The following is a 25,440-nucleotide window of genomic DNA, read 5'->3' as shown; positions in this document are numbered from 1 at the left end:
GCTCAAATGCCTGTAGTTCTTCTTCATCGCAACACCCTACATCATTCGCGGTGTTGCACTTGAAACTGGAGACTAAGCAGTATCCCGTTCGTCGCTCCACGTTGCCCCTTCGGTCTCGATGATTTCTTCCGCTTGCGCGGGCATGCTCATTGCGGCGAGCATCGCCGCGACAGCCAGACAGATCTTGGACTGACGAAGTGTTTTCGACGTCTGAACTTTGCTTTTCATTTCGATTTTCCTCAAAGAATTCGTTACGACGACGAACCAGTTCATCGTCACCACAACAGCGGCGCTCCACCGCGAAGTGGCGAATTCTATTGACGAGCCATCGAAATCAAGGCGATTTCAGATGTTTTTGGTAAATACCCCAAACATCACACAAATTTTAAATTGTGATTTATCACACTATTTTCACCCGACTTCCAAAAGTAATATCCCAAAATACAAATTCAATTAACGTCAACATCCTAAAATCAACGTTAAATTAGGTACGCTGACAACGTTTTACGACGACAACTCAGCAATTTCCCATTCGCATTTTTTTAACCGCAAGCCCCCTTTTTCGGTGAGTCCAAAGCCTTTCGCTCAACCTTCGCTGGCACAAAAAAAACCCGTCGTGCCCTTTCGGGCACGACGGGTTTTCCGTCCCTCTTTCCAGCAAACGGGCCTTACGGCCGCCTGCGCTCGCTCAGACGCATCACACGCGCTCTCGCATCGTCGTCAGCTCAGGCCACCGGCTTGCGCTTGGGCTTGATATCGGTGCTGTCGATTTCCTCGAGCACGTCGCGGAACTCCGCGATGTCCTCGAAGCTGCGATACACCGACGCAAAGCGGATGTACGCGATCTTGTCGAGCCGCTTCAACTCGCGCATCACCAGCTCGCCAATGCGCTGACTCATCACTTCGCGCTCCGCACCGGCCAGCAGCTTGTATTCGATGCGCGCAATCGCGGCATCCATCGCTTCGGCACTCACGGGGCGCTTGCGAATCGCCAATTGCATGCTGGCGCGCACCTTCGCGCGATCGTATTCGGCGCGGCTGCCGTCTTTCTTGACGACCGCCGGCATCGCCAGCTCGACACGCTCGTACGTGGTGAAACGCTTGTCGCACGCCGGGCATTTCCGGCGCCGCCGAATGGCGGCGCCATCTTCCGCTTCACGCGAGTCGATGACCTGCGTGTCGTCGTGACGGCAGAAAGGGCAGCGCATGCGGGCCGCGTCCGGGGCTTAGCCGTAGACCGGGAAACGCTTCGTCAACTCGGCCACTTGTGCGCGCACACGAGCCAGGTTGTCGGCATCTTCCGGGTTTTCCAGCACGTCGGCGATGAGATTGCCGACCAGTTCCGCTTCGGCTTCCTTGAAACCGCGCGTCGTCATGGCCGGCGAGCCCAGACGCACGCCGCTCGTCACGAACGGCTTTTCCGGATCGTTCGGAATCGCGTTCTTGTTGACGGTGATGTGCGCTTCGCCCAGCGCCGCTTCCGCCGCCTTGCCGGTGATGTTCTTGGCGCGCAGGTCAACCAGCATCACGTGCGATTCGGTCTTGCCCGACACGATACGCAGGCCGCGCTTGACCAGCGTCTCGGCCATCACGCGGGCGTTCTTCACGACTTGTTCCTGGTACGCCTTGAATTCCGGCGACGCGGCTTCCTTGAACGCGACGGCCTTGCCGGCGATCACGTGCATGAGCGGGCCGCCCTGGATGCCCGGGAAGATGGCCGAGTTGATCGGCTTCTCGAACTCGGCCTTCATCAGGATCACGCCGCCGCGCGGACCGCGAAGGCTCTTGTGCGTGGTCGTCGTCACGAAGTCGGCGTGCGGCACCGGGTTCGGGTACACGCCGGCCGCGATCAGACCGGCATAGTGCGCCATGTCGACCATGAAGTACGCGCCGACCGACTTGGCGATCTGCGACATACGCTCGAAGTCGATCCTCAAGGCGAAGGCCGAGGCGCCCGCCACGATCAGCTTCGGCTTGTGTTGCTGCGCGAGCTTCTCGGCAGCGTCGTAATCGATGTCTTCGTTCTCGTTCAGGCCGTAGCTCACCACGTTGAACCACTTGCCCGACATGTTGACCGGCGAGCCGTGCGTGAGGTGGCCCCCATGCGCCAGGCTCATGCCCATGATCGTGTCGCCCGGCTTGAGCATGGCGAAGTACACGCCCTGGTTCGCCTGCGAGCCCGAATTCGGCTGCACGTTCGCGGCTTCGGCACCGAACAGCGCCTTCACGCGATCGATGGCCAGTTGTTCCACGATGTCGACATATTCGCAACCACCGTAGTAACGCTTGCCCGGATAACCTTCCGCATACTTGTTGGTCAGTTGCGAGCCCTGCGCTTCCATTACGGCCGGGCTGGTGTAGTTTTCCGATGCGATCAGCTCGATGTGGTCTTCCTGACGCTGATTTTCTTTCTGAATCGCGGCCCAAACGTCGGGATCGACGGAGGCAACGGTGGATTTCGATTTGTCGAACATGGCGTTTCCGTTGAATTGAACAGATTTTCCGGGAGGGGATGGCGCAGCGCATCTTCCTTTGTGCTTCGGAAGACGATAGACAGGGCAGCACCAACCATCACGGCTGCCCAGGCGAACGGCAAATAAGACCCCGGCGCTTCCCGGTGGGTTGCTCCACCTCGGGCACACAAGGCTGTGCACCCTAATCGCCAGTCACGCGGGGTTTGTGGCGTCGATAGTTTATGCGAGCTTGCGACGTTAGGCAACCGGAGCAAACGCACGTCAATCCATGCAGATGCACCAAATTGGTGCCATGCGCCGAGCCGGCTTGACAACAGGTCGGACGGCCCGATTCGGCGGGCTCACACACGATCGCGTTCGGCCGCGGCCGAACGCAAAAAGGGCGTCTGATGGGCCTCGATGGCGCGGGCGCGCGTCGGGTACAGTTGCGTCCACGCCTGTGCGGCCCAGGCGCCTCCCAGCCGGTTCACGAGACGGTCGCGGCGCGCCAGGAGGTGGGGCACGATTCCGCTCCGGTCCTCGGCCGCCGCGGCCACCTCCGCAGCGACCGATGTCGCGCGGACCAAGTCCTGGGCATCGTCCACCCAAGGCGCGATGTCGTGCGCCGAAATTCGCCCGAGGCGGAAGGCCATCTCGGCCGCCAGTGCCCGAACACCCGTCGGATTCTTCAGTTCGTCGAGCACCGTCTTGCTGTCGGCGGTCTGTGTCAGCCCGGCCAAGCGCCGCACGACCGCCGCGGAAGGGTCCTCGCTGCGAAACGGCGTCAAATCCGACAGTGCACTGCGAACGCCGACGTCGAGGCAGGGCCTGAAATCGACCGTCATCATGTAGGGCAAGTCGTTCTTGTCCCGCCAGACACCGACGTTTTCCATGACGGCATGGCAAAGCGCCCGATTGCCCAGCCATAGCGCGGCGACGTACTGACGCTCCAATGCGCATCGATAGACGTCGGGGAGCCAACCGCAGAGCACGCCACGCATCTCGTCGCGTGTGCGCGCGGCATCGGCATAGGCCTGGGCCGCCGCGCCAGCGCCTGCAGGTGGTTGCGCACCGCCGAACTGCGCCAGCACATGCGCCATTTGCCGTCCGGCCGCGCGGGCACCGTCGCGAGCACGCTCACACGCATCGCCCCCACCGCCGCGCACACTCGGCGAACCTTGCGCGCCGTCGGCCCCCTCGATGGCGCGCCGCGCGATCTCCCCCTCCAACCATTCACCCAACGGCCGGTACACGGGAAGATATGTCGTCGCCAGGTAGATCCGCTCGGGCGCCTGGGTTCCATCGAATGCCAGCGAGCATCCCCGCACCAACAGGGCCGTCGGTGTCGCCAGGCCCAACGCGCCGAACAGGCGAGAGGCAAGCCACGCTCGCGTGGCATGCCCGGCGCTCGGGAACGCCGTCACCACGTATTGCGGCGCTCGCGCGTCCGCTTCGAACGATAGTCGAACGGCCGCACTGGGGACGCCTGCCGGAAGGGCGTCGTGCACGCGCCGCGCGGCAGAAAAATCGTAGGGTCCGATGGGAGGCAGCGGTGCGCCGCTACCATCATGTCCGGTGACCGCCCCGAACGTTCCGAGCGGTCCGGCTTCCGGCAATAATTCGGCCCGCGTCGGCCTGGCGGCCGCGGGACTGGCAGGGGCGCCTGCGGCATGGCCCCTAAAGCGATAAGCGTTGACGTCCATCACGACTCTCCTTCGTCGTATGGCGGGGCTCGGGCGCGCGCAGCGCCTGTCGACCGACCCGGTTGAGATCGGCCGATCTTGCTGCGCCACCGGACGCCAAGCTTTCGAAAACGGGGCAAGTTCAGACAAATCCGCCGCGCGTCAAAGCTCGATCTTCGTTCCCAGCACGGCGAGGAACTGCGCGATCCACGCCGGATGCGCGGGCCAGGCGGGGGCGGTGACCAGATTGCCGTCGGTATGGGCTTCGTCGATCGCGATCTCCATGTACGTCCCGCCGGCCAGCCGCACCTCCGGCGCACAGGCCGGATACGCCGAACACTCGCGCCCTTCGATCACACCGGCCGCTGCCAGCAGCTGCGCGCCGTGACAGATCGCGGCAATCGGTTTGTCGCTCTCGGCAAAATGTCTGACGATCTCGACGACCTCATCATTCAACCGCAGATACTCCGGCGCGCGGCCGCCGGGAATCACCAGCGCGTCGAAGTCGGCGGGTGCGAGTCCATCGAATGTCGCATTGAGCGTGAAGTCGTGACCGCGCTTCTCGCTGTACGTCTGATCGCCTTCGAAGTCATGAATCGCCGTGCGCACCTTGTCGCCCGCCTTCTTGCCGGGGCAGACCACTTCCACCCGGTGACCCACGGCCATGAGTGCCTGCACGGGCACCATCAGCTCGTAGTCTTCGACATAGTCGCCTGCCAGTACCAGAATCCGCTTCTTGCCCATATGACTCTCCGTTCAGAGAAAAGATGGAAGGGAAACCGCCCCTCCATGTTACTCAATTCCGGTGACGTCGCCGCGACGGCCTTCGATACCCCGACCGTCGTCGACGAAAAAAAACCGCGTGCCGAAGCACGCGGTGTCAAGCCGGCGCAAAACGCCGTCGGTCAAGCCGAGGTTCGCGCCACACCCTCTGCCGGGTGCTGCGCGAGCCGATATCGTCAGTCAATCAGTAGGTTTCCAGATGCAGACGCCCTTCCGTCTTCATCCGTTGCCAGAGGGCCTGCCAGTCGAGCCCGGCGTCGCCCGCGATGGTCTGCAGCACTTGCAGCACGCCGTCCTCCATGCCCTTGAGCCCGCACACATAAATGTAGGTGTGGTCATGACGCAGCAGCGCCGCCACATCGGCCGCGCGCTCGCGCATGGCGTCCTGCACGTAGCGCTTGGCCTGTCCTGGTGTACGCGAGAAGGCCAGATTCGTGTCGATGAAATCCTTCGGCAAGTTGAGCAAGGGGCCGAAGTAGGGCAACTCGCCCTGCGTGCGCGCGCCGAAGAACAGCATGAGCTTGCCGGTCGCGCCCTTCAGACGGCGACGGCGACGATACTCGGTCATCGCCCGCATCGGGGCCGCCCCCGTGCCGGTGCAGATCATCAGCAGATGCGAATCGGCGTGGTTCGGCATCAGGAACGTGCTGCCGAACGGGCCCATCACGTTCACCACATCGCCCTTCTTCAGATCGCACAGGTAGTTCGAACACACCCCGCCAACCGCCTGCTCCTGGTGATCCTTCGTCACGCGTTTGACCGTGAGCGCCAGGTTGTTGTAACCAGGACGCTCGCCGTCGCGCGGCGACGCAATCGAGTACTGTCGCGCATGGTGCGCCCGACCGTCGCTCGAGGTGCCCGGCGGGATGATGCCGATCGACTGTCCTTCGAGCACCGGGAACGGCTGCTTGCCGAAATCGAGCACGATGTGGTGGATGTCGCTCTCGGTGCTGGCGTCGGTCAGGCGATAGTTGCCGACCACGGTCGCCTGTACCGGCGCCTTGTGGTTGTACAGATTGACATAGGGCTTGGCGGCGGACCACGGCGGCACGACCGAGCCGCGCACGAAATCCGAGCCGGCGATGACAGGCTCGGGGACGTCGGCCGACGCACCGCCAGCCACGCCCGGCGCCGCCTCGCCGATCCTGCCCTGACCGGCGAGCGCATCGTCCTGCACGGGCAACTCGTCCCACGTGAGCTGGTCGTCGACGGCGTACGCGTCGGCCTTGAGCACGTCGCGCCAGTTGTCGATGGCTCCCGTCGGGCACGGCGAGATACACGCCATGCACCCATTGCACGTGTCCGCGCGCACAACATAATTGTTCTCGTCGTGCGTGATCGCGTCGACCGGACACGTCTCCTCGCAGGTGTTGCAGCGAATGCAGATCTCCGGATCGATCAGATGCTGCTTCAGAACTTCGACCGGAACGGGGCCGTTCATGATGCTGTCTCCTTGTGGGGATGGCTCGCGCCTGGGCTCTCGTTGGCCTTAGTTGAAACGCACGTACTCGAAGTCGATCGGCTGGCGATTGATGCCGAGCGGGGGCGGCGCGATCCAGTTGGCAAACTTGCCCGGCTCAGTCACGCGGCCCATGAGCGACGCCACATACGCACGATCTTCCGCCGACGGCAGCCACTCACGCTCATGCGCGGCCCATTCGGCCTCGCTCACCACACGGCCGTCCGGCGACACGCGCACGCCCGCGAATGTGCCGATCTGACGATTGAACGCCTTGTGCGGCACGCTCAGGCGGAAGTCGATACCGGCCTTCTCCAGCACCTTGTTCCAGCGATTCACCCCCGCGACCGAGTCCTTGATGTAATCGTCGCGCAGCACTTCGTTCATCGCGTTGAGCATCGGCACCTCGCGCTCCACGAGCTTGCCGTTGTCCACGTCCAGCAGCCGGTACATCTGGCCGTTGAGTTGATGGTCGTCGTCGCGCTTGCCCTCTTCGTAGCGGCCCTTCAGACCCGAGCTGTAGAAGATGGCTGCGTTCGACGACTGATCCGCACCGAACAGGTCGATCGTCACGGAGTAGTGGAAGTTGACGTAGCGCTGAATCGTCGGCAGGTCGATCACGCCCGCTGCCCGCAGCTTCGCGACGTCATCGGTCTTCAGTTCGTTCATCACTTGCGCCGTGCGAGCGATCACGCGCGAAACACCCGACTCGCCCACGAACATGTGGTGCGCCTCTTCGGTCAGCATGAACTTCGTGGTGCGCGCGAGCGGATCGAACCCCGACTCGGCCAGTGCCGAGAGCTGGAACTTGCCGTCGCGATCGGTGAAATACGTGAACATGTAGAACGCCAGCCAGTCCGGCGTCTTCTCGTTGAACGCGCCGAGAATACGCGGATTGTCTTCGTCGCCCGAGCGGCGGCCAAGCAGCGCTTCGGCTTCTTCACGGCCGTCGCGGCCGAAGTAGCGATGCAGCAGGTAGACCATTGCCCACAGGTGGCGGCCTTCTTCCACGTTCACCTGGAACAGGTTGCGCAAATCGTACATCGACGGCGCCGTCAGCCCGAGGTGGCGCTGTTGCTCGACCGACGCGGGTTCCGTGTCGCCCTGCGTGACAATGATGCGACGCAGGTTCGCGCGGTGCTCGCCCGGCACGTCTTGCCACGCGGCTTCGCCCTTGTGCTCGCCGAAGTGAATCTTTCGATCCGCGTCGCCCGGCGTGAGGAAGATGCCCCAGCGATAGTCCGGCATCTTCACGTGATCGAAGTGTGCCCAGCCGCCCGGATCCACGCTTACCGCCGTGCGCAGATAGACGTCGAAGCCGTGCGAACCTTCGGGCCCCATGTCGCCCCACCAGGACAGGAAATTCGGCTGCCACTGTTCAAGCGCACGTTGCAGCGTGCGATCGTCCGACAGGTTGACGTTGTTGGGGATCTTCTCGCTGTAGTTGATCGAAGCCATCGTGGGAATCCTCGTGTCTCGTACGTATTCTGTGTAAAACGACTTGTTCGGTCCTGCCACCCCCGGCGTTCGTCACCGGCGACGTTGCAGCCCATTCGTCAGACGCGGTTCGGGTCGAACTGCGCCTTGTTGCCCTTGCCGTAGACCTTGAGCGCGCCCTTCTCGCCCACGGCGTTCGGACGGATGAAGATCCAGTTCTGCCACGCCGACAGACGGCCGAAGATGCGGGTGTTCATCGTCTCCTTGCCGTTGAAGCGCAGGTTCGCCTCCAGGCCGGTGAGCGCGTCGGGCGACATGGCCGCGCGCTCCTCGATCGCGATGCGGATTTCGTCCGGCCAGTCGAGATCGTCGACGGCGGCCGTGACCAGCCCGAGGCGTTCCGCCTCATCGGGGCGCACCTGGCGGCCAATCGTGGCGCGCACGGCGTCGAGTTCCGCCGCGTCTTCATAGAAGCGCCGTGCCAGACGCGATTGATCGGTGACCATCGGCAACAGGCCGAAGTTGACTTCGGTGAGTGTGATTGCCGGTTCATCTTCCTCGCTGGCCGGCAGCGCCGCCATGTACGTGCGGTCGGCCGCGAAGGCGAATTCGGCCAGCGTGCCCGTGAAGCACGAATCTGGCTCGATCAGCGCGAAGAGCGAGCGTGAGGACACGTCGATACGCGCAAACGTGCGGCGCAGCATGCCGATGGTCTCGCGAACCAACCAGTGATCCTGATGGGCCAGCAGCGATGCGTCAGCCGCCAGCACGTGTTTCGCCTCGCCCTCGGTGCGCAGCAGCCACGTGCCGATATCGAGTTCGTTCGTGCGCAGATTGAGAATGGCGTCGTCGAGTTCGCGCGCCATTTTCAGCGGCCACCAGTTCACGCCGGCGGCCTCGATACCGTCGATGTCGGCCGGCGGCGTGGACTTCGGCGGCTTCACGGTGAGGCTGGCGGTGCGGTTGGCGCGGTCGATTTCCACGTCGACGAATTCGTAGCGGATCGCGTCCGGCTCGTCGGTGCGCTCGAGGCGCGTGAGCGTCACGCCCTTGCCGCCCGGACGGTCGCTGCCTTGAGCCAGTTCCAGCGCACGCGCCGACACCGTTTGTGCGAATTGCGCGGGCTTGACGACTTCGTCGACCAGGCGCCATTGCTTGGCACGCTCGCCGCGAATACCCTCGACGACGGTGCAGAAGATGTCGGCGCGGTCGTTGCGCACGTGACGCTTGTCGGTCAAGCGAGTCAGGCCGCCGGTGCCCGGCAGAACGCCCAGCAGCGGCACTTCCGGCAGCGAGACCGACGACGAGCGGTCGTCGATCAGATAGATCTCGTCACAGGCCAGCGCCAGCTCGTAGCCGCCGCCCGCACACGCGCCGTTCACGGCGGCGAGGAACTTCAGACCGGAATGGCGGCTGGAGTCCTCCAGACCGTTACGCGTTTCGTTGGTGAACTTGCAGAAGTTGACCTTCCACGCATGCGTGGACAGGCCGAGCATGAAGATATTCGCCCCGGAGCAGAACACGCGGTCCTTGGCGCTCGTAACAACCACCGTCTTCACTTCCGGGTGCTCGAAGCGGATGCGCTGAACGGCATCGTGCAGTTCGATGTCCACACCGAGATCGTACGAATTGAGCTTGAGCTTGTAGCCTTCGCGAATGCCGCCGTCTTCCGAGATATCGATGGCGAGCGTCGCCACCGGGCCTTCGAAGCTCAGTTTCCAGTGCTTGTACTGCGTGGGATCCGTACGATAGTCGACGTGGGGTTTGCCGAACATGATTGCCTCCAACACGAATAATGATCTTGTTGGATTGCAATATAGTGCAGCACAACTACAGCGTCAACTAATTTTCCAAATAAAAATGAATTATTTTGCATTCCCATAAAGGTTAATCTGACGACAATTGCACGGCGAGGCGGCCACGCAATTGCAGATAGGCGTCGGCCAGCACCCGCCCGCCGGTGTCGAAGCTCATATCCGCCTTGGCATAAAAGTCTTGGCGGCCGGCCAGAATACGCTTGAGGTCGTCCATCGCTTCCGCATTGCCCGACATCGGGCGCAGATCGCCCTGCGCCACCACCCGCTTCATATGCTCTTCGGGCGACGCCTGCAGCCATACCGTATAGCAGTGAGTGAGCAGGAAGTTAAAGGTCGCCGCGTCGCTCACGATACCGCCCGGCGAGGCGATCACGGCACGCGGATGCTCGGCCACGACCGCTTCGAGTGCGCGCAATTCATAGCGGCGATAGGCGCTCGCACCGTAAAGCGAGTAGATCTCCGACGGCGGGCACCCCGCCAGTTTTTCGATCACGCGATTGAGTTCGACGAAGGGCACGTGCATGTCGTCGGCGAGCATGCGGCCCAGCGTCGACTTGCCCGCGCCCCGCAACCCGATCAAGGCGATGCGGCCACGCCGGTCCGGGTCGCGCTCGCTCCCGGCAAACAGCTCGCTGAGCGCCTGACGCGCACGCGTGAGCGCCTCGCCGTCGCGCCCGTGCAAAATTTCCCGAATGAGCAACCATTCCGCCGACGACGTCGTCTCGTCCCCCACGATTTCGGCCAACGTGCAATTTAGTGCCTGTGCGAGCTGACGCAGGAACAGCACGGACGCGTTACCGACACCCGACTCCAGATTGGCCACGTGACGCTCGGAGACACCGGCGTCCAGCGCAAGCGCCTTGCGCGTCAAGCCACGCCGGGCGCGCAGCGTGCGCACCCGCTCACCCAGCGCGACCAGGAACGGGTCTTTCTCATGGGCGCCTCGCGCCGTCGGCACCCCATCGGCTTGCGCACTCTTATTCATCAGACAAGATCCTCAATGCAGGTAACATGTAATATATTGCTTGACAGCCAAAATTGCATGCTCTAATTTTCACCATGCGCCGATAAAAAAGCAAACGCGGACCGGACATCCCGAGTCCCGCCATTGATCGGCGTCGTATCGACGTCCCCAGGAGACATGGATGGATGTGCCCCAATTTCAGGCGTTGATCGCCGACCTGACGCGGCAACTCGATGGCCGCGCCCTCGACGCCTCCCTCGGCGATTGGCTCAACGCGCATTACGGCGCCGGCTCCGCCGGTTACGAAGCGCTTGCCGACGCCTGTCGCACCGGCGTTGCCGAAGGCTGGCTGTGCAACCGCGAAGGCGGTGGCATTCGCTACGGACGCGTCATCAAGCCCACCCCCGACACACACGGATTTTCCGTCGACGTGGTGGACATGGCCGATCTGGCCGGACCGCACCATGGGCATCCGAATGGTGAAATCGATCTGATCATGCCGTTCACACCGGGCGCAACGTTCGACGGACATCCGGCGGGCTGGTGCGTCTACGGTCCCGGCACGGCGCATCGACCGACGGTCGCCAGCGGACGCGCTCTCGTGCTGTATCTGTTGCCAGACGGCGCCATTGAATTCACGCGCAGTGCCTGATCCGGCGCCTGCCCCCTTCCCGATTCCCCCGGTTCATGCTCATGCACTCCCCTTCCTTGCTGGAAAACTACGTCGCCGGCCACTGGGTGGCCGGTAGTGGCGCGCCCACCGCGCTCACCGATCCCGTGACAGGCGAGACACTCGCCTTCGTATCGAGCGCCGGTCTGGATCTCGACGCCGCGTTCGCCTTCGCGCGAGACGTCGCCGGCCCGGCGCTGCGTGCCTTGTCGTACGGCGAGCGCGCGCAGCAACTCTCGCAGATCGTCGCCACCTTGCAGGCGAACCGCGACGACTACTACGCGATCGCCACCGCCAATTCGGGAACGGTCGCCACCGACTCCGCCGTCGACATCGATGGCGCTATCTACACCCTGTCGACGTATGCCAAGCTCGGTGCAACGCTGGGCGACGCGCACACGCTGCTTGACGGTGCGGCGGTGCCGTTGGCCAAGGATGCGTCCTTCGCCGTGCGTCACGTGTTTCGTCCGACACCGGGCGTGGCGCTGTTCATCAACGCGTTCAACTTTCCCGCCTGGGGACTTTGGGAGAAGGCGGCCGGCGCGTTGCTCGCGGGCGTGCCGGTCATCGTCAAACCGGCGACCTCGACCGCGTGGCTGACGCAACGCATGGTGGCCGACGTGGTCGCCGCCGGTGTGCTGCCACCGGGCAGCCTGTCGGTGATCTGCGGCAGCGCCGCCGGTCTGCTCGACCGGATCGGCCCGTTCGACGTGGTCTCCTTCACCGGCTCGGCCGATACCGCCGCCACGCTGCGCGCGCACCCCGCGTTTACCGAACGCTCGGCGCGCATCAACGTGGAGGCCGATAGTCTGAACAGCGCCCTCCTGCTGCCTGACGCGGCGCCCGGCACGGCCGCGTTCGACCAGTTCGTGCGCGAGGTGGCGCGCGAGATGACCGTCAAGGCGGGTCAGAAGTGCACGGCCATTCGCCGCGCCATGGTTCCCGTCGAGCACTTCGACGCGGCGGCGGCGGCCATTGCCGAGCGTCTTGCCAAGACGGTCGTCGGCAATCCGCGCAACGAGGCCGTCAAGATGGGCGCGCTCGTGAGTCTGGCGCAAAAACGCGCCGTGCTCGACGGCGTCGCCCATTTGCAGGCGGAAGCCGAAACCCTCTACGACGGGAATCGCGAGACCGCTTTTGTCGACGCCGGTGTCGACAGCGCGTGCGTGGCCCCCGTATTACTTGGCCTGCGCGATGGCGCGCGCGGACAGCGCGTGCACGACACGGAAGTCTTCGGCCCGGTGGCGACGCTCGTCGGCTATCGCGATCTCGACGAAGCGGTCGTGCTGGCCAAGCGTGGGCAGGGCTCCCTCGTCGTCTCGCTGTACAGCAACGACGCCGTGGCGATGCGTGCGCCCGCTCTCGCACTGGCCGACGCACACGGCCGTGTGCACGCGGTCGACCCGTCGGTCGTGAAAACGCAAACGGGCCACGGCAACGTCATGCCGCAATCGCTGCATGGCGGCCCGGGCCGCGCCGGCGGTGGCGAAGAACTGGGCGGTTTGCGCGCGTTGCGCTTCTATCACGTGCGCTCGGCCGTTCAGGGCCTCGCCGCGCTGATCGAAGCGATCACACAGGATGCTGTCGAACTCCCGAAGGCGTAATCTGTTCTTCAGCGGCTGTCGCAAACCGTCGCAGTCAAGGTGATTCATTCAGGCGCCGCCAGAGCGCCGACAAGTCCTCACGCCGCGCGTGCACGCCTCCTACGAGTGCGCCGTGCGGTGATCCACCGGAGACACCATGGAAGCCGTACTCACGCCACCGCCGGCGAACTTCAACTTCGCCGCGCATCTGGAGGCGCTCAATCGCGGGCGCGCTGCCAAGACTGCTTATCTCGACGACACGCGCGCGCTCACTTATGGCGAGCTGGCCGAGCAAAGCCGACGTTTCGCGACCGGACTCGCGCGCGTGGGGATCCATCGTGAAGAGCGCATTCTGCTCATCATGCTCGACACCATCGACCTGCCGGTCGCCTTCCTTGGTGCCCTGTACGCCGGTGTGGTGCCCGTCGTCGTCAACACCTTGCTCACGGCCGACGATTACGCCTACATGATCTCGCACAGCAAAGCGCAGCTCGTGATTGCGTCCGGCGCGCTCCTGCCGAGCGTGCAGGCCGCGCTCGACAAGGTGGCCGAGGGCGGGACGCCGCCGCCGTGCATTGTCTCGCAACCGATCGCGACCGACGCGGGCAACGCACGCGCCCTGCCGACCTTCAACGCCCTGGTCGACGGCCCCCCGAGCGCACTGCCCGCCGACACCGACGGCGACGACATCGCCTTCTGGCTATATTCGTCGGGTTCGACCGGCAAGCCCAAGGGCACCGTGCACACGCACGCCAACCTGTACTGGACGGCCGAGACCTATGGCCGCCACGTGCTCGGCATTCGCGAAGACGACATCGCCTTCTCCGCCGCGAAACTCTTCTTCGCTTACGGATTGGGCAATGCGCTGACGTTCCCGCTCTCGGTCGGCGCGAGCGTCGTGCTGATGGCCGAGCGACCGACCGCGCAAGCCGTGGCACAACGGCTTCGCGAGCATCGACCGACGATTTTCTACGGCGTGCCGACGCTCTACGCCAACCTTCTCGCCTCGCCGCACTTGCCGGCCCGTGAAGACGTGGCGCTGCGGCTGTGCACGTCAGCGGGCGAGGCGCTGCCGCGCGAAATCGGCGAGCGGTTCACCGCGCATTTCGGGGCGGAGATTCTCGACGGCATCGGCTCGACCGAAATGTTGCACATCTTCCTGTCGAATCGCGCCGGACAGGTCGCCTACGGGACGACGGGCGAACCGGTGCCGGGCTACGCCGTGGCATTGCGCGACGAAGACGGTCATCCCGTGCCCGACGGCGAGATCGGCGATCTGTACATCAAAGGCCCGAGCGCAGCGCTCATGTATTGGTGCAATCGCGACAAGACGCGCGCGACGTTCCTCGGCGACTGGCTCAAGAGCGGCGACAAGTACCAGCGTCTGCCCAATGGGTATTACGTCTATGCCGGGCGCAGTGACGATATGCTCAAGGTCAGCGGCCAGTACGTCTCGCCCATCGAAGTCGAGATGGTGCTGATGCAGCATGACGCGGTGCTCGAGGCAGGCGTCGTGGGACGCGACGACGGCGGCCTGACCAAGACACAGGCCTTTGTCGTGCTCAAGCCCGGCATCGCAGCCACCGACGAGATGGCCACCGAGTTGAAGGCCTTCGTCAAGGCGCGCCTCGCCCCGCACAAATGCCCGCGTGAGTTGGTGTTCGTCGACGATCTGCCAAAGACGGCGACGGGCAAGGTGCAGCGCTTCAAGCTGCGCGAGTTGCTTTAGGAGACGACAAGACGATGTCGGACGTACAGTTCGCCCGGATCGAGACGGCCTCGCACGGCCCGCTCTCGCTGGAATACCGATGGCTCAACCGTGAGCTTGCCGACGCCCCGCTGCTGGTCTTCCTGCACGAGGGGCTGGGCTCTGTCGCGATGTGGAAAGACTGGCCGCAGCAGTTATGCGACGCGGGCGGTTTTCGCGGCCTCGTGTATTCGCGCAACGGCTATGGCCGCTCCACGCCGCGCGCGCACGGCGAGAAATGGCCGGTCGACTTCATGCACCGTCAGGCGCGGGAAGTGTTGCCCGCCTTTCTCGATGCGGTAGGCGTCGGCCCCGAGCAGGCCGGGCACGTGTGGCTCGTCGGCCATAGCGACGGCGCCTCGATCGCGCTGCTGTTCAGCGCGGCGTTCCCCGACCGGCTCGCCGGTGCGGTGGTGCTCGCACCGCACCTGTTCGTCGAGGATCTGTCGGTGCAGAGCATCGCGAAGACGAAGACGGTGTACGAGACGACCGACCTGCGCGCGAAGCTTGGCCGCTATCACGACGACGTCGATTCGGCGTTCTGGGGTTGGAACGATATCTGGCTGGACCCGGCGTTTCGCGAGTGGAATCTGGTCGGCGCGGTGGCGAGTATCTCGAAGCCGCTGCTGGCGATCCAGGGCGAGGACGACGAGTACGGCACGATGGCGCAGATGGACAGCATTGCCACGCATGTGCCGCACGCGAGCGTGGTGAAGCTACCCGCGTGCGGGCACTCACCGCATCGCGACGCGCCCCAGGCGCTGGGCGAGGCCATCATCGCGTTCATAGGCCGACATCACGCGTCGGCGGACCGTCAGGCGGCATGACGTCACCGTCGGGCGCCCACCGAGAGGGCGCCCGTTGCCGCGCTACCCTTCAGATCACTCGCACGCTGGGCGTACCCGGGCGCATGGCGCCAATGATGCCGGCTTCGTTGAAGCCGTCTGCGCGGAAGACCGCGAGCACGTCGTCGACCGCACCGGGCGCGCACGACACCAGCAACCCGCCCGCCGTCTGCGGATCGCACAACAGATCGCGATCACGCGTCGTCAGCCGCTCCCCCATCTCGACCGACGCCCCGTAGGACGCCCAATTCCGGCCGGATGCGCCAGTAATGCATCCCTGGTCGGCCAGTTCGCGCACGCCGTCGAACAGCGGCACGTCGGACATGCGCAGATACGCCGCCAGATTCGCGCCGCGGCACATTTCGAGCGTGTGGCCGAGCAGACCGAAACCCGTCACATCCGTGAGCGCATGCACGCCGGGCAATGCCGCAAGCGCCGGGCCGACACGGTTCAGGCGCGTCGTGGCGTCGATCATGCGGCGATAGCCCGCCGCGTCCAGTTGGTTCTTCTTGAGCGCCGCCGACATCACGCCCACGCCCAGCGGCTTGCCTAGCACGAGTACGTCGCCCGCCTGCGCATCGGCGTTGCGCTTGAGCCGCTTCGGATGCACCACCCCGAGCGCGGCGAGACCGTAGATCGGCTCGACCGAATCGATGCTGTGCCCGCCGGCAATCGGAATGCCCGCCTCGGTGCAGATCGATTCGCCGCCGCGCAGAATCTCGCGGATCGTCTCGCGCGGCAGCACGTTGATCGGCATGCCAACGATGGCCAGCGCAAAAATCGGCTTGCCGCCCATCGCATAGATGTCGGACAGGGCGTTGGTCGCGGCGATGCGGCCGAAGTCGAACGGGTCGTCGACAATCGGCATGAAGAAGTCCGTCGTGGCGATGATGGCCTGCTCGTCGTTGAGCTGGTAGACCGCGGCGTCGTCGGAGGTTTCCGTGCCCACGAGCAGCGCGGCGGGTGCCGGCAGCGGCGTGTCGTTACGGGCGAGCAGCTCGGAGAGTATGCCCGGCGCGATCTTGCAGCCGCAGCCGCCGCCGTGCGAGAGCGAAGTCAGACGCGGAGCGGCCGGTGTGGCGCCCGCTTGGGTTGCATCGATTGCGGTCATGGTCGTTGGTGTTCGTTGCGAATGGCCGGGAACCCGTCACAAGGCGTGCGGCAGCCTCGATCGGCGCGTCGCCGGCGAGATATTCGCACTCGCTGCGCCCGGAATGACGACAGTTTGCCAAAAGTCGACGTATTATGAAGCAGCTTTTGCGCGTCGATTTGTCTCGAAATGGCGGTCGGCGGCATAAGGCGACCGATTCACCGCGTCCCGGCATCGGGGGACGCCATTGCCGCAGCATCGCAACACCCTAACCACCACGCGCCGTGAGCGCTGACGCCCAAGGGGACCCTACCATGCAACGCCGCCGCTTTCTCTCGCTGGGCGCCTGCGCCCTGCCCGCCTCCGTCCTGTCCACTTCGCTCGTTTCCGCCGCTGCGCAGGCCGCGCCGACCGATTCGCCGTCGCCCAGCCCGGCCGACGGCTGGCGCACGTTCGAACTGACCACGCGTGTCGACTTGCCCGCCGCGAGAGGCCCGGCGAATGTCTGGCTGCCGGTGGCGATATCGCCGTCCGGCACCTACCAGCATGCGCTCGGCACGCGCTGGGAGGCCCCCGGCGCGGTTGCCGCGTTGCGCATGGTGCATGGTGCATCGGGCATCGGTGTGCCGATGCTCGCGGTGGCATGGCCCGAAGGGGCGGCCCAGGACACGCGCACCGTCACGCTGGTGAATACCTTTACCACGCGCGATCGATCCGTTGACTTGTCGCAACCACCCTCGGCCAACGCCCCGCGCGAATCGCCGGAGGTGTTGCGTCAGTACCTCCGGCCGACGGCACTTCAGCCGACCGACGGCCTCGTGCGCGAGACGGCCGAAAAGATCACGCGCGGCGAGACGGGCGATGTGGCAAAGGCGCGCGCCATCTATCAGTGGATCGTGGAAAACTGCCGGCGCGAGGGCACCGTGCGCGGCTGTGGCACGGGCGACGTGCGCTATATGCTCACCACCGGCAACCTTGCGGGCAAATGTGCCGACATCAACGCCCTCTTCACCGCACTCGCGCGCTCGGTCGGCATCCCCGCCCGCGACGCCTATGGCGTGCGCGTCGCGACGTCGCGGCGGGGCTTCAACAGCCTGGGCAAGGCGGGTGACGTCACGCGGGCGCAGCATTGCCGCGCCGAGTTCTACGCGGCCGGCTACGGTTGGGTGCCGGTCGATCCGGCGGACGTGCGCAAGGTCATGCTCGAAGAAGTGGCCGGCGGTCTGCCGATCGACGACCTGCGCGTGCGAGCCGCGCGTGCGATGCTCTTCGGCCAATGGGAAATGAACTGGGTCGCGTTCAATCACGGCGCGGACATTGCGCTGCCGGAGGCTCCGGGAACACTGGCGGCGCGCGAGAGCACCGTGCCGTTCCTCATGTATCCGAATGGCGAAGTGGCGCACGCCCGGCTCGACAGCCTCGATCCGGACACCTTCCGCTATCGGATGAACGCCCGCGAACTCACCGCCTGACGTCGATCACGAAGGAGCGCACCGCCATGCATCGCCGTCATTTTCTTCACACCCTCGGCGCCCTCGGCACGGCCGGTGCGCTGGGGGGCGTCGGCGCACCGGCGCGGGCCGCCGGGCCGGTCAATGGGGCGGCGGAAGTCGATGACAGTGCGCTCGCGGGCACGTCCGGCGGCACGCTCTCGGCGTGGCGCGGGGCCACGCCCGCCTTTACGCTCGACGGGCTCGACGGCCGGCCGCACGCGTTGTCCGAATGGCGCGGGCGCGTGGTCATCCTCAACTTCTGGGCTACGTGGTGCGGCCCCTGCCGCGAGGAGATTCCGGCGATGGGCGAGGTGGCACGTCGATACCGTCAGCGCGGCCTCGCGCTGGTCGCCGTGAATTACAAGGAACCGCTGGCGACCGTCAAGCCGTTCGTCGACAAACTCCCCATCGACGGCACCGTGCTGCTCGACGCCGACGGTGCCGTCTACAAGCGTTTCGGATCGCTCGGTCTGCCGGCCACCTATCTCGTCGATCGTGCGGGCAACGCGCGCTTCTGGCGCATGGGCGAACTGGAATGGAGCGACGTCGGATTGCACGGACATATCGAAGCGTTGCTTACGCAAAAAGGCGGCACGACAGCCTGAGCGTGCGTCGTTGCTGTGCCCCGTACGGCATCAAGGCACTCCCCAGTTTCCACTTCCGTCTTCCCGCCTCCCGCCCCCCTCATCCGGCCGCGATCGACTGCGCGGCCTCGCGCACATGATCGAGCAGTCGCGCCGCCGGCCCGGCGAGCACGCCTTCGCGATGGGCGCAAAACAACGGTGCACGTGGCGCCGGCGTAAGCGGCCGGTAGACGATACCTTCCACCTGCATGCGCATGAGCGATGCGGGCACGACCGACACGCCCAACCCTGCCGCGACGAGCGAGAGCGTCGTCAGCAGACGCGGTGCCTCCTGTTCGATGTTCGGACTGAAGCCCGCACCGTGGCATGCCGCGATGATGGCGTCGTACAGCCCCTGCCCTGTGCGGCGTCGATACAAAATCAGCTTCTGCGTGGCAATGGCCGTCATCGGCACGGCCGCCTTGCCCGCGCGCCCCGTCAGGGCAAGCGGATGCGCCGACGGAACCGCGAGCACCATCGGCTCTTCGAGCACCGGGACGAAGACAATCTGCGCGGTATCGCCCTGCGGCTGGCGCACGAATGCAACGTCCAGATGCCCGTCTCGCAGGCCGTCGAGCAACTCGCTCGTACTGCTCTCGTCGAGCATCAGCGAGACGGCCGGCGCATCGCTTCGGAAGGTACGAATCACCGTCGGCACGAACGGGTGCAGCGCCGCGGAACTGGTCAGGCCTACCGACAGTCGTCCCTTGATGCCGGCCGCGACACGGCGCACGTCGTCAACCGCCTGATCGAGTTTGCGCACGACCTCGTACGCGTCGCCAAGAAATGCCTGGCCGGCGTCGGTGAGCGCCATGCCGCGCGGCAGGCGCTCGAAGAGCGTCACGCCCAACTGGCTTTCCAGCACCCGGATCTGTTGCGAGAGCGGCGGTTGTCCGATGCCCAGGCGCTCGGCCGCGCGCGTCATGTGCCCGGTTTCGGCCACCGCAATGAAGTAGCGCAATAACCGCACGTCGATATTTGCCATATTGATCCGATATGATTCAAGTCACTTCCATATATTGGACAATATAGCGCTATCCGCCTACGCTCAAGGGGTTCCGCGCGGCATCGGTGCTGTCCGTCCTTCGATGGCCCCTCTGTCTGGCGGCCCCCACCGCAGTCCCGTTTTCAAATCGAACCCGCCATGAGCCTTCCGGCCCCCTCCGCACCTGCCGCCTCCGGCGCGCCCGCCACGACGCCGGCCCCGCCGGTTGCCGACGCCCCTAGCATTCGCGCCTTGTTCCTGGGCTTCCTCGGCCTTGGCATGACCGCGTTTGGCGGGGCGCTGCCGTTGGCGCGTCGCATGATCGTCGAGAAGCATCGATGGATCACGCCCGCCGAATTCACCGACTTGCTGGGGCTGTGCCAGTTTCTGCCGGGCGGCAACATCATCAATCTGTCCGTCGCGCTCGGCATGCGCTTTCATGGGTGGCGCGGCGCGCTCGCATCGATCCTCGGCCTGATCGCCGTGCCGTCGGCGGTAGTGATCGCGCTGGGCACGATCTATCAGCATTTTCAGTACGACCCGCACGTGCGGCATCTCTTCGCCGGACTCGCAGCGGCCGCTGCCGGGCTGTTGATCCAGATCGCGTGGAAAGTCTCGTGGCCGCTGCGCAAGTCCGTGGTGCTTGCCGCGGTGGCGGCGGCGTGTTTCATCGCCATCGCGGTGCTGCGCCTGCCGCTCGTGCTCACCATGCTGGTGATGACACCGATCTCCCTTTACGCCACGTGGCGGGTGTCGCAATGACCGGCACCCTCGTCTCGCTCGCGCTCATCTTCTCGCAGTTGTCCGTGCTGGCCTTCGGCGGTGGCAACACCATCCTGCCGGAGATGGAGCGTCAGGTCGTCGATCTGCATCACTGGATGACGTCGGAACAATTCAGCGCACTGTTTGCGCTGGGACAGGCGGCGCCCGGCCCAAACCTCATGATCGTGACGCTCGTCGGCTGGCACGTGGCCGGCTGGCAGGGCATGCTCGTCACATCGCTCGCGAAGTTCGGGCCGTCATCGCTCATCACCGTCGGCGTGTTGCACCTGTGGGAGCGCTTCAAGGACCGGCCATGGCGTCGCCTTGTGCAGGCCGGTCTGGTGCCGATGACGGCGGGACTCGTTGCCGCGAGTGCGGCCTTGATCGTCGAAGCGTCGGCGACATCGTGGTGGCTCGGCGGGATCACGGCGGCCGTGGCGGTGCTCGCGATCCGCACGCGCGTGCATCCGCTGTGGTGGCTCGCCGCGGGCAGCATCGCGGGTTTGCTCGGTGGGGCGTACCTGTAGCGGCAGCGGCAGCGGCCGCGCCCGCCGCCTACGTCACCCCCTGCCCGCCTCGCGCACTTGCGCATAAGACGCGTGCCAGTGATCACGGCCCAACGCGCCGATCCCGTCGACCAGATGCATCCAGTCGGTGGACCCGATCACCAGCGACGCGGGCGTATCGCCGCGTGCCAACGCTGCAAGCCGCGGCGGACACGGGGTGCGCCGCCCGGCCCTTCCAGGCCTTCCGGCCACGAGCATCACTCGAGCAATCCATGGCGCAACGTCCATCGGAATCGCCGGTACCCGGACATCTCCCGCCCGCGGCACCGGTTCGTCGGTCCATCGCCAAGCGAAGCGCGCGCTGATACTCGCGCGTGTCGCGACGCCGATGGCGTTGAGAACGCGCTCGCAGGTCATCCCGCGTTCGGCGGCGGTATTCAGCGCGCGGACGGCGAGATTTCGCCAGTCGCCGTCGCCGCCACAGTCATCGCATACGCTGGCGGCGAACAGCGCGACTACGCGGGATCGAACGCGTCGCAAGGCCTCCGGATGGGTCAGCATCGCGCGGGCGTCTCGCGTGTCGTCCGAGAGATCGTCGGTCGTCTCCAACGGATCGAAGAGTTGGACGTCTACCGGATGTACGCTGAACGTCGGCGAGCCCTCGGCATCGTGTCGCCAATCGGGTTCGAGACGTTCGCGCAGCAGTGCGAAGGCAGCGTCGTCACGGATCAGCGAGGGGCGGTCGTCGCTCAGGTTGAGCGCGTGCCGGACGGCGCCGGACAGCCGGAAACCCAGGCCATGGGCGAGCAGCTGGCAAAGCCCGACGACGCGGTCGCTTTGCGCCAAGCTCGCTTGCGGCGCGTCGGCGAGATGCAGAATCAGCGATTCCGCGATGCGCAGTTCCGCGAACTTGCGGCGCGTGGTTGTGCTGGCGCGTTGCGAAACCGCGGTGGGTGGCAGGGGATGGGCGGCAGTCTGCGTTGCGTCGAATGCCGCCAGACACTGGCGCATGGCGGTGACTTCCTCCACGGTCCGCCGCCGCAGTTGCGCATCGGTGTCGAGCGCCCACTCGCGCAGCGCGCCCTCGCCCGCCGTGCAGGCACGCTCCAGCGCGCGCAGCTCGGGCCAAAGATATCGGCACGCGGCGCCCACCGTGACGGCGCTCAGCGCACAGGCGAACGTCACGTCAGCGGCCCCGGGGAGTGCTGCGCCGGGTCGCTGATACCTCAGGCTCGCGCTTTGCCATGCGTCGTACAGCAGGTGGTGCAGTCCGCTGTCTCGCAAACACGCGGCCGCGCCTGCGAAATCGCCGCGGACCCCGTCATGCAGGCAGTTCACCGCCTCGTTGGCCAGGCGCAGGAACGGATTCACCGGGTGGGATGCTGCATGGGACACGAATGGCATGTCGTCGCCTCCTGGATGTCGGAAAGGCGAGCATCGTCCACCGTTGCGGCGCGAGACGCTTCAGGATTCGCTCGCCCTTCTGTCGGACAGCCTCACATGGAATCTGGGATGATGGCGGCATTGCGTTGCCGCCGAATCCGTTGGAGGCTCCATGTCGATCATCGCCGAGTTGGCCGCATCCCGCTCCGCCTTGCTTAGGCCGCTTGGGCGACTCGCGCGCTCGTGGGTCCCGACGTGTCGATCTGATGGCCCCCGGCGCGCGGGGACGCGTGCGTTTGTGGGCGGGTTGACGGTCGTGGCCGTCGGCCTGAGCGCGGCGGTGGCACGGGCGGCCGATCCTGCCCCGGAGGCCCTTCTCTTCTCAAAGGCCGCGCCGGGCGGTGCCTTGCCGTCTGGATGGCGAAACCTGCCGGTCGTGAGCGGGAAGAAACTCACCACCTACGCCGTCGTCGTCGATGGCGGGCGCAACGTCATCGAGGCCACTTCGGTCGACTCTGCGTCGGCGCTCATGGCCCAGGGCGACGGCGTCGACCTGAGCGTGACGCCCCTCGTATCGTGGCGCTGGAGAGTCGACCAGGCGATTCCGGGCGCCGACAACCGGGTGGGCGACAAGGAGGATTCACCCGCGCGGCTGGTGTTCTTCTTCGACGGCAATACCTCGTCGCTGCCGTTCGGCGATCGGGCGGCCATGGCGCTGGCCAAGGCGGGGGGCAAAGACCTGCCCTATGCCACGCTGATGTATATCTGGTCCAACGATGCCGCGCCGGGCGGCGTCATCCAGAACCCACACACCGATCGGGTGCAGATGCTCGTGGTGGCGGGCGGCAATGCGTCGCTCGGCAAGTGGCAAACGTTCTCGCGCAACGTGGCGGCGGACTACGAACGCATCTACCGGGAGAAGCCGGGCAAGCTGCTCGGCTATGGCATCTTTACCGACAGCGACAACACGCACGCCAGCGCGCACGCCTCGTACGGCGACGTTCGGTTCGGCGCGGGAAAGTGACGCCAAGGCACGCGCCGCGCGCAGGACGACGTCGCGAGACACTCCGCGTCCGGTTTTATCTGCCGACACCGATTCGAGAGGCGGCGACCATGCCGTCGAAAAAATCCCGGAAAGCCCCGCCTGACGGGGCCTTTGCGCTATTACAACAGTCACTTGCGTGCTACGCTATCTCGCCTAGAATCTGAGCCAGAGTTTGTCGACGGGCTCATTGCTGTTCACGCCTCTCACCGCCCCGCGAGCGCCATGCAAAAGAATCGCCAGCCCAAGGACGTTACGTTCGCTTCCAGTCCGGTATTGCAGTCGCGCATGTCGATGTGGCGCTCCAAGTTTGTCGTCATCACGATCACCCTCGCGTTCATCGGACTGGTCGCACGAGCGTTCTGGATTGCCGGCCCGGGCAACAGTTTCTACATCGCGCAGGGCGAAAAGCGATACGAGCACACCATTGTCATGCCCGCGGTGCGTGGCAAGATCGAGGATCGCGACGGCCGCGTACTCGCGACCAGCCTGCCGATGCGCACCATCTGGGCGGTACCGGCCGAGGTGCCGGACGACCTGTCCGACAGCGCCCTGCAGAAGGCCAGCAAACTGCTCGACATTCCCGTGAAGGAACTACGCGCCAAGCTCATCGGCGAGAAGAAGTTCGTCTATGTGAAGCGTCAGGTCTCGCCGGAGATCGGCAAACAGATGGAAGTCCTGGGCATCCCCGGCGTGTACGAAAGCAGCGAATACAAGCGCTTCTACCCCGAAGGCGAAGTCGCGGCGCATGTGGTGGGCTTCACCAATGTCGAAGACAAGGGCCAGGAAGGCATGGAGCTGGGCGAGGAGCCCTTGCTCGAGGGCAAGGCGGGCGTGCGACGCGTCATCAAGGACCGCATCGGCCGGACCATTCAGGACCTCGACGACTCCAGCCCGCCGCGAGACGGCAAGGACATCCGTCTTACGCTGGATACGCGTGTGCAGTACATCGCCTACGAGGCGTTGAAGAATGCGCTGGAACGCACGGGGGCGAAAGCGGCGATGGCGGTCGTCATCGATGCCAAGTCCGGCCAGGTGCTGGCGCTGGCCAACTTGCCGACCTATAACCCGAACGACCGAGCGCATTTGACGGGCGAGCAGTTGCGCAACCGCGTGTTCACGGATGTCTTCGAACCGGGCTCGATTCTCAAGCCGTTCACCATGGCGCTGGCGTTGGACCTGCATCGGCTCACGCCGACCACGCTCATCGACACGGGGCCTGGGCGATATGTCTTCGAAGGCGCGACCATCAGCGACGACAGTGCGAACGGCGTGTTGACGGCGGCGGGTGTCATTCAGAAGTCGAGCAACATCGGCATGACCAAGGTGTCGACGATGTTGCGGGCGGAGGAAATGTGGGACATGTTCACCGAGATCGGACTGGGTCAGCAGCCGAAGCTGGGGTTCCCGGGGGCGGTCTCGGGGCGTTTGCGTCCGTACAAATCGTGGCGGCGGATCGAGCAGGCGACGATGGCGTACGGTTACGGGGTCTCGGCGTCGCTGTTCCAGTTGGCGCGTGCGTACACGATCTTTGCCAACGATGGCGTACTCGTGCCCATCTCCATCATCAAGCCGGATACACCGGTGCAGCCGGAGGGCGTGCGGGTGATCGACGCGCACACGGCGGCGGAGATGCGCCAGATGCTGGCGGGCGTGGTCGATACGGGCGGGACAGCGACGACGGCGCAGGTGGCCGGCTACAGCATTGGGGGAAAAACCGGCACGGCCTACAAGGCGGGCGCGCACGGATACGATCACTCGAAGTATCGGGCGTCGTTCGTGGGGATTGCGCCGTTGTCGGCACCGCGCCTGGTGATTGCGGTATCGGTGGATGAGCCCAAGGCGTCGCAGCACTTTGGCGGTCAGGCGGCGGGACCCGCGTTTGCGGAGATCGCGTCGCAGGCGTTGCCGCTGCTGGGGATTCGTCCGGATCTGCCGGTGCGGCCCGGGGTGATCCTTGCCGCGCCGACGTCGGATACGCCGCCGGATGACAAGGCGGCGTCGCACGGATAGGCCTTCGTGCGCTTTTTCGCGCCTCGTGCCCTTGCGCGTTGTAGTTCCGTGTTGCGTTCGATAGGTCTTGATGCGCCCGGTCGCTTCCAACGCCGGCGGTGAA

22 protein-coding genes and 1 riboswitch are annotated in these 25,440 nt (G+C 65.2%); of the genes, 10 read left to right on the top strand and 12 right to left on the bottom strand.

All coding sequences use genetic code 11. The features are described 5' to 3' along the window. Positions 1 to 72 precede the first annotated feature (72 nt). From PSO31014_RS22465 to PSO31014_RS19040, 9 genes are all read right to left on the bottom strand, one after another. Complete coding sequence (locus tag PSO31014_RS22465; protein WP_174976585.1) at positions 73 to 228, bottom strand: hypothetical protein; 156 nt, start codon at positions 226 to 228, stop codon at positions 73 to 75. A gap of 497 nt (positions 229 to 725) precedes the next feature. Beyond that, positions 726 to 1,208 carry a transcriptional regulator NrdR gene (nrdR, locus tag PSO31014_RS19075; protein WP_150553050.1) on the bottom strand — a complete coding sequence of 161 codons (483 nt, stop codon included), beginning with the start codon at positions 1,206 to 1,208 and terminating at the stop codon, positions 726 to 728. 18 nt (positions 1,209 to 1,226) lie between these two features. Then, the gene (glyA, locus tag PSO31014_RS19070) at positions 1,227 to 2,474 is read right to left on the bottom strand and encodes a serine hydroxymethyltransferase (RefSeq protein WP_150553049.1); all 1,248 of its coding nucleotides are present in this window, start codon (positions 2,472 to 2,474) and stop codon (positions 1,227 to 1,229) included. A gap of 98 nt (positions 2,475 to 2,572) precedes the next feature. Next, positions 2,573 to 2,680, bottom strand: a riboswitch (ZMP/ZTP riboswitch). Positions 2,681 to 2,815: 135 nt separating this feature from the next. Beyond that, positions 2,816 to 4,156, bottom strand: a complete 1,341-nt coding sequence (locus tag PSO31014_RS19065) for a hypothetical protein (RefSeq protein WP_150553048.1) — start codon at positions 4,154 to 4,156, stop codon at positions 2,816 to 2,818. A 141-nt stretch (positions 4,157 to 4,297) separates the two neighbouring features. Continuing rightward, a complete protein-coding gene (locus PSO31014_RS19060) occupies positions 4,298 to 4,879 on the bottom strand; it encodes a DJ-1/PfpI family protein (RefSeq protein WP_150553047.1) in 582 nt (193 codons plus the stop codon). A gap of 223 nt (positions 4,880 to 5,102) precedes the next feature. Continuing rightward, positions 5,103 to 6,359, bottom strand: coding sequence for a benzoyl-CoA 2,3-epoxidase subunit BoxA (gene boxA / locus PSO31014_RS19055; protein WP_150553046.1), 1,257 nt, complete (start codon positions 6,357 to 6,359; stop codon positions 5,103 to 5,105). Positions 6,360 to 6,407: 48 nt separating this feature from the next. After that, positions 6,408 to 7,835 carry a benzoyl-CoA 2,3-epoxidase subunit BoxB gene (gene boxB, locus PSO31014_RS19050; protein ID WP_150553045.1) on the bottom strand — a complete coding sequence of 476 codons (1,428 nt, stop codon included), beginning with the start codon at positions 7,833 to 7,835 and terminating at the stop codon, positions 6,408 to 6,410. 98 nt (positions 7,836 to 7,933) lie between these two features. After that, positions 7,934 to 9,589: a 2,3-epoxybenzoyl-CoA dihydrolase gene (gene boxC / locus PSO31014_RS19045; RefSeq protein ID WP_150553044.1), complete on the bottom strand. Its 1,656-nt coding sequence runs from the start codon at positions 9,587 to 9,589 to the stop codon at positions 7,934 to 7,936. Between the two features lie 112 nt (positions 9,590 to 9,701). Continuing rightward, complete coding sequence (locus PSO31014_RS19040; RefSeq protein WP_150553043.1) at positions 9,702 to 10,616, bottom strand: helix-turn-helix transcriptional regulator; 915 nt, start codon at positions 10,614 to 10,616, stop codon at positions 9,702 to 9,704. Positions 10,617 to 10,776: 160 nt separating this feature from the next. Between PSO31014_RS19040 and PSO31014_RS19035 the strand changes: the two genes are divergently transcribed. The 4 genes from PSO31014_RS19035 (at position 10,777) to PSO31014_RS19020 (ending at position 15,422) form a co-directional block, all read left to right on the top strand. Further along, on the top strand, positions 10,777 to 11,247 hold the full coding sequence (locus tag PSO31014_RS19035; RefSeq protein ID WP_150553042.1) for a DUF4863 family protein: 471 nt from the start codon (positions 10,777 to 10,779) through the stop codon (positions 11,245 to 11,247). A 35-nt stretch (positions 11,248 to 11,282) separates the two neighbouring features. Continuing rightward, positions 11,283 to 12,869: a 3,4-dehydroadipyl-CoA semialdehyde dehydrogenase gene (locus PSO31014_RS19030; RefSeq protein WP_150553041.1), complete on the top strand. Its 1,587-nt coding sequence runs from the start codon at positions 11,283 to 11,285 to the stop codon at positions 12,867 to 12,869. Between the two features lie 136 nt (positions 12,870 to 13,005). Next, on the top strand, positions 13,006 to 14,577 hold the full coding sequence (locus PSO31014_RS19025) for a benzoate-CoA ligase family protein (protein WP_150553040.1): 1,572 nt from the start codon (positions 13,006 to 13,008) through the stop codon (positions 14,575 to 14,577). A gap of 14 nt (positions 14,578 to 14,591) precedes the next feature. Further along, on the top strand, positions 14,592 to 15,422 hold the full coding sequence (locus PSO31014_RS19020; protein ID WP_150553039.1) for an alpha/beta fold hydrolase: 831 nt from the start codon (positions 14,592 to 14,594) through the stop codon (positions 15,420 to 15,422). A 49-nt stretch (positions 15,423 to 15,471) separates the two neighbouring features. Here the strand turns inward: PSO31014_RS19020 and selD are convergent, their stop codons facing one another. Further along, positions 15,472 to 16,551, bottom strand: coding sequence for a selenide, water dikinase SelD (selD, locus tag PSO31014_RS19015; RefSeq protein ID WP_150553038.1), 1,080 nt, complete (start codon positions 16,549 to 16,551; stop codon positions 15,472 to 15,474). Positions 16,552 to 16,844: 293 nt separating this feature from the next. Between selD and PSO31014_RS19010 the strand changes: the two genes are divergently transcribed. Both PSO31014_RS19010 and PSO31014_RS19005 read left to right on the top strand, forming a co-directional pair. Next, positions 16,845 to 18,002, top strand: a complete 1,158-nt coding sequence (locus PSO31014_RS19010) for a transglutaminase-like domain-containing protein (protein ID WP_150553037.1) — start codon at positions 16,845 to 16,847, stop codon at positions 18,000 to 18,002. 26 nt (positions 18,003 to 18,028) lie between these two features. Further along, positions 18,029 to 18,628 carry a TlpA family protein disulfide reductase gene (locus PSO31014_RS19005; RefSeq protein WP_150553036.1) on the top strand — a complete coding sequence of 200 codons (600 nt, stop codon included), beginning with the start codon at positions 18,029 to 18,031 and terminating at the stop codon, positions 18,626 to 18,628. 79 nt (positions 18,629 to 18,707) lie between these two features. Here the strand turns inward: PSO31014_RS19005 and PSO31014_RS19000 are convergent, their stop codons facing one another. Beyond that, on the bottom strand, positions 18,708 to 19,631 hold the full coding sequence (locus PSO31014_RS19000; RefSeq protein WP_150553035.1) for a LysR family transcriptional regulator: 924 nt from the start codon (positions 19,629 to 19,631) through the stop codon (positions 18,708 to 18,710). Positions 19,632 to 19,790: 159 nt separating this feature from the next. Between PSO31014_RS19000 and PSO31014_RS18995 the strand changes: the two genes are divergently transcribed. Both PSO31014_RS18995 and PSO31014_RS18990 read left to right on the top strand, forming a co-directional pair. After that, complete coding sequence (locus tag PSO31014_RS18995) at positions 19,791 to 20,393, top strand: chromate transporter (protein ID WP_246176824.1); 603 nt, start codon at positions 19,791 to 19,793, stop codon at positions 20,391 to 20,393. After that, a complete protein-coding gene (locus tag PSO31014_RS18990) occupies positions 20,390 to 20,920 on the top strand; it encodes a chromate transporter (RefSeq protein ID WP_150553034.1) in 531 nt (176 codons plus the stop codon). The genes PSO31014_RS18995 and PSO31014_RS18990 overlap by 4 nt, the downstream gene beginning before the upstream one ends. 33 nt (positions 20,921 to 20,953) lie before the next feature. Here PSO31014_RS18990 and PSO31014_RS18985 read toward each other — a convergent pair whose 3' ends face one another. Beyond that, on the bottom strand, positions 20,954 to 22,270 hold the full coding sequence (locus PSO31014_RS18985; protein ID WP_150553033.1) for a hypothetical protein: 1,317 nt from the start codon (positions 22,268 to 22,270) through the stop codon (positions 20,954 to 20,956). Between the two features lie 310 nt (positions 22,271 to 22,580). Here PSO31014_RS18985 and PSO31014_RS18980 point away from each other — a divergent pair, with 310 nt between their 5' ends. Beyond that, positions 22,581 to 23,306, top strand: a complete 726-nt coding sequence (locus PSO31014_RS18980; protein WP_246176822.1) for a DUF3047 domain-containing protein — start codon at positions 22,581 to 22,583, stop codon at positions 23,304 to 23,306. 243 nt (positions 23,307 to 23,549) lie between these two features. Next, a complete protein-coding gene (locus PSO31014_RS18975) occupies positions 23,550 to 25,337 on the top strand; it encodes a peptidoglycan D,D-transpeptidase FtsI family protein (RefSeq protein ID WP_150553031.1) in 1,788 nt (595 codons plus the stop codon). The last annotated feature ends 103 nt before the right edge of the window (positions 25,338 to 25,440 follow it).

This window comes from Pandoraea soli, from assembly GCF_902459595.1.
In the GTDB taxonomy this organism is placed as follows: Bacteria; Pseudomonadota; Gammaproteobacteria; order Burkholderiales; family Burkholderiaceae; genus Pandoraea; species Pandoraea cepalis.
Note: the sequence above shows the minus strand (reverse complement) of the source record. Positions and strands in the feature narration are given on the sequence as shown.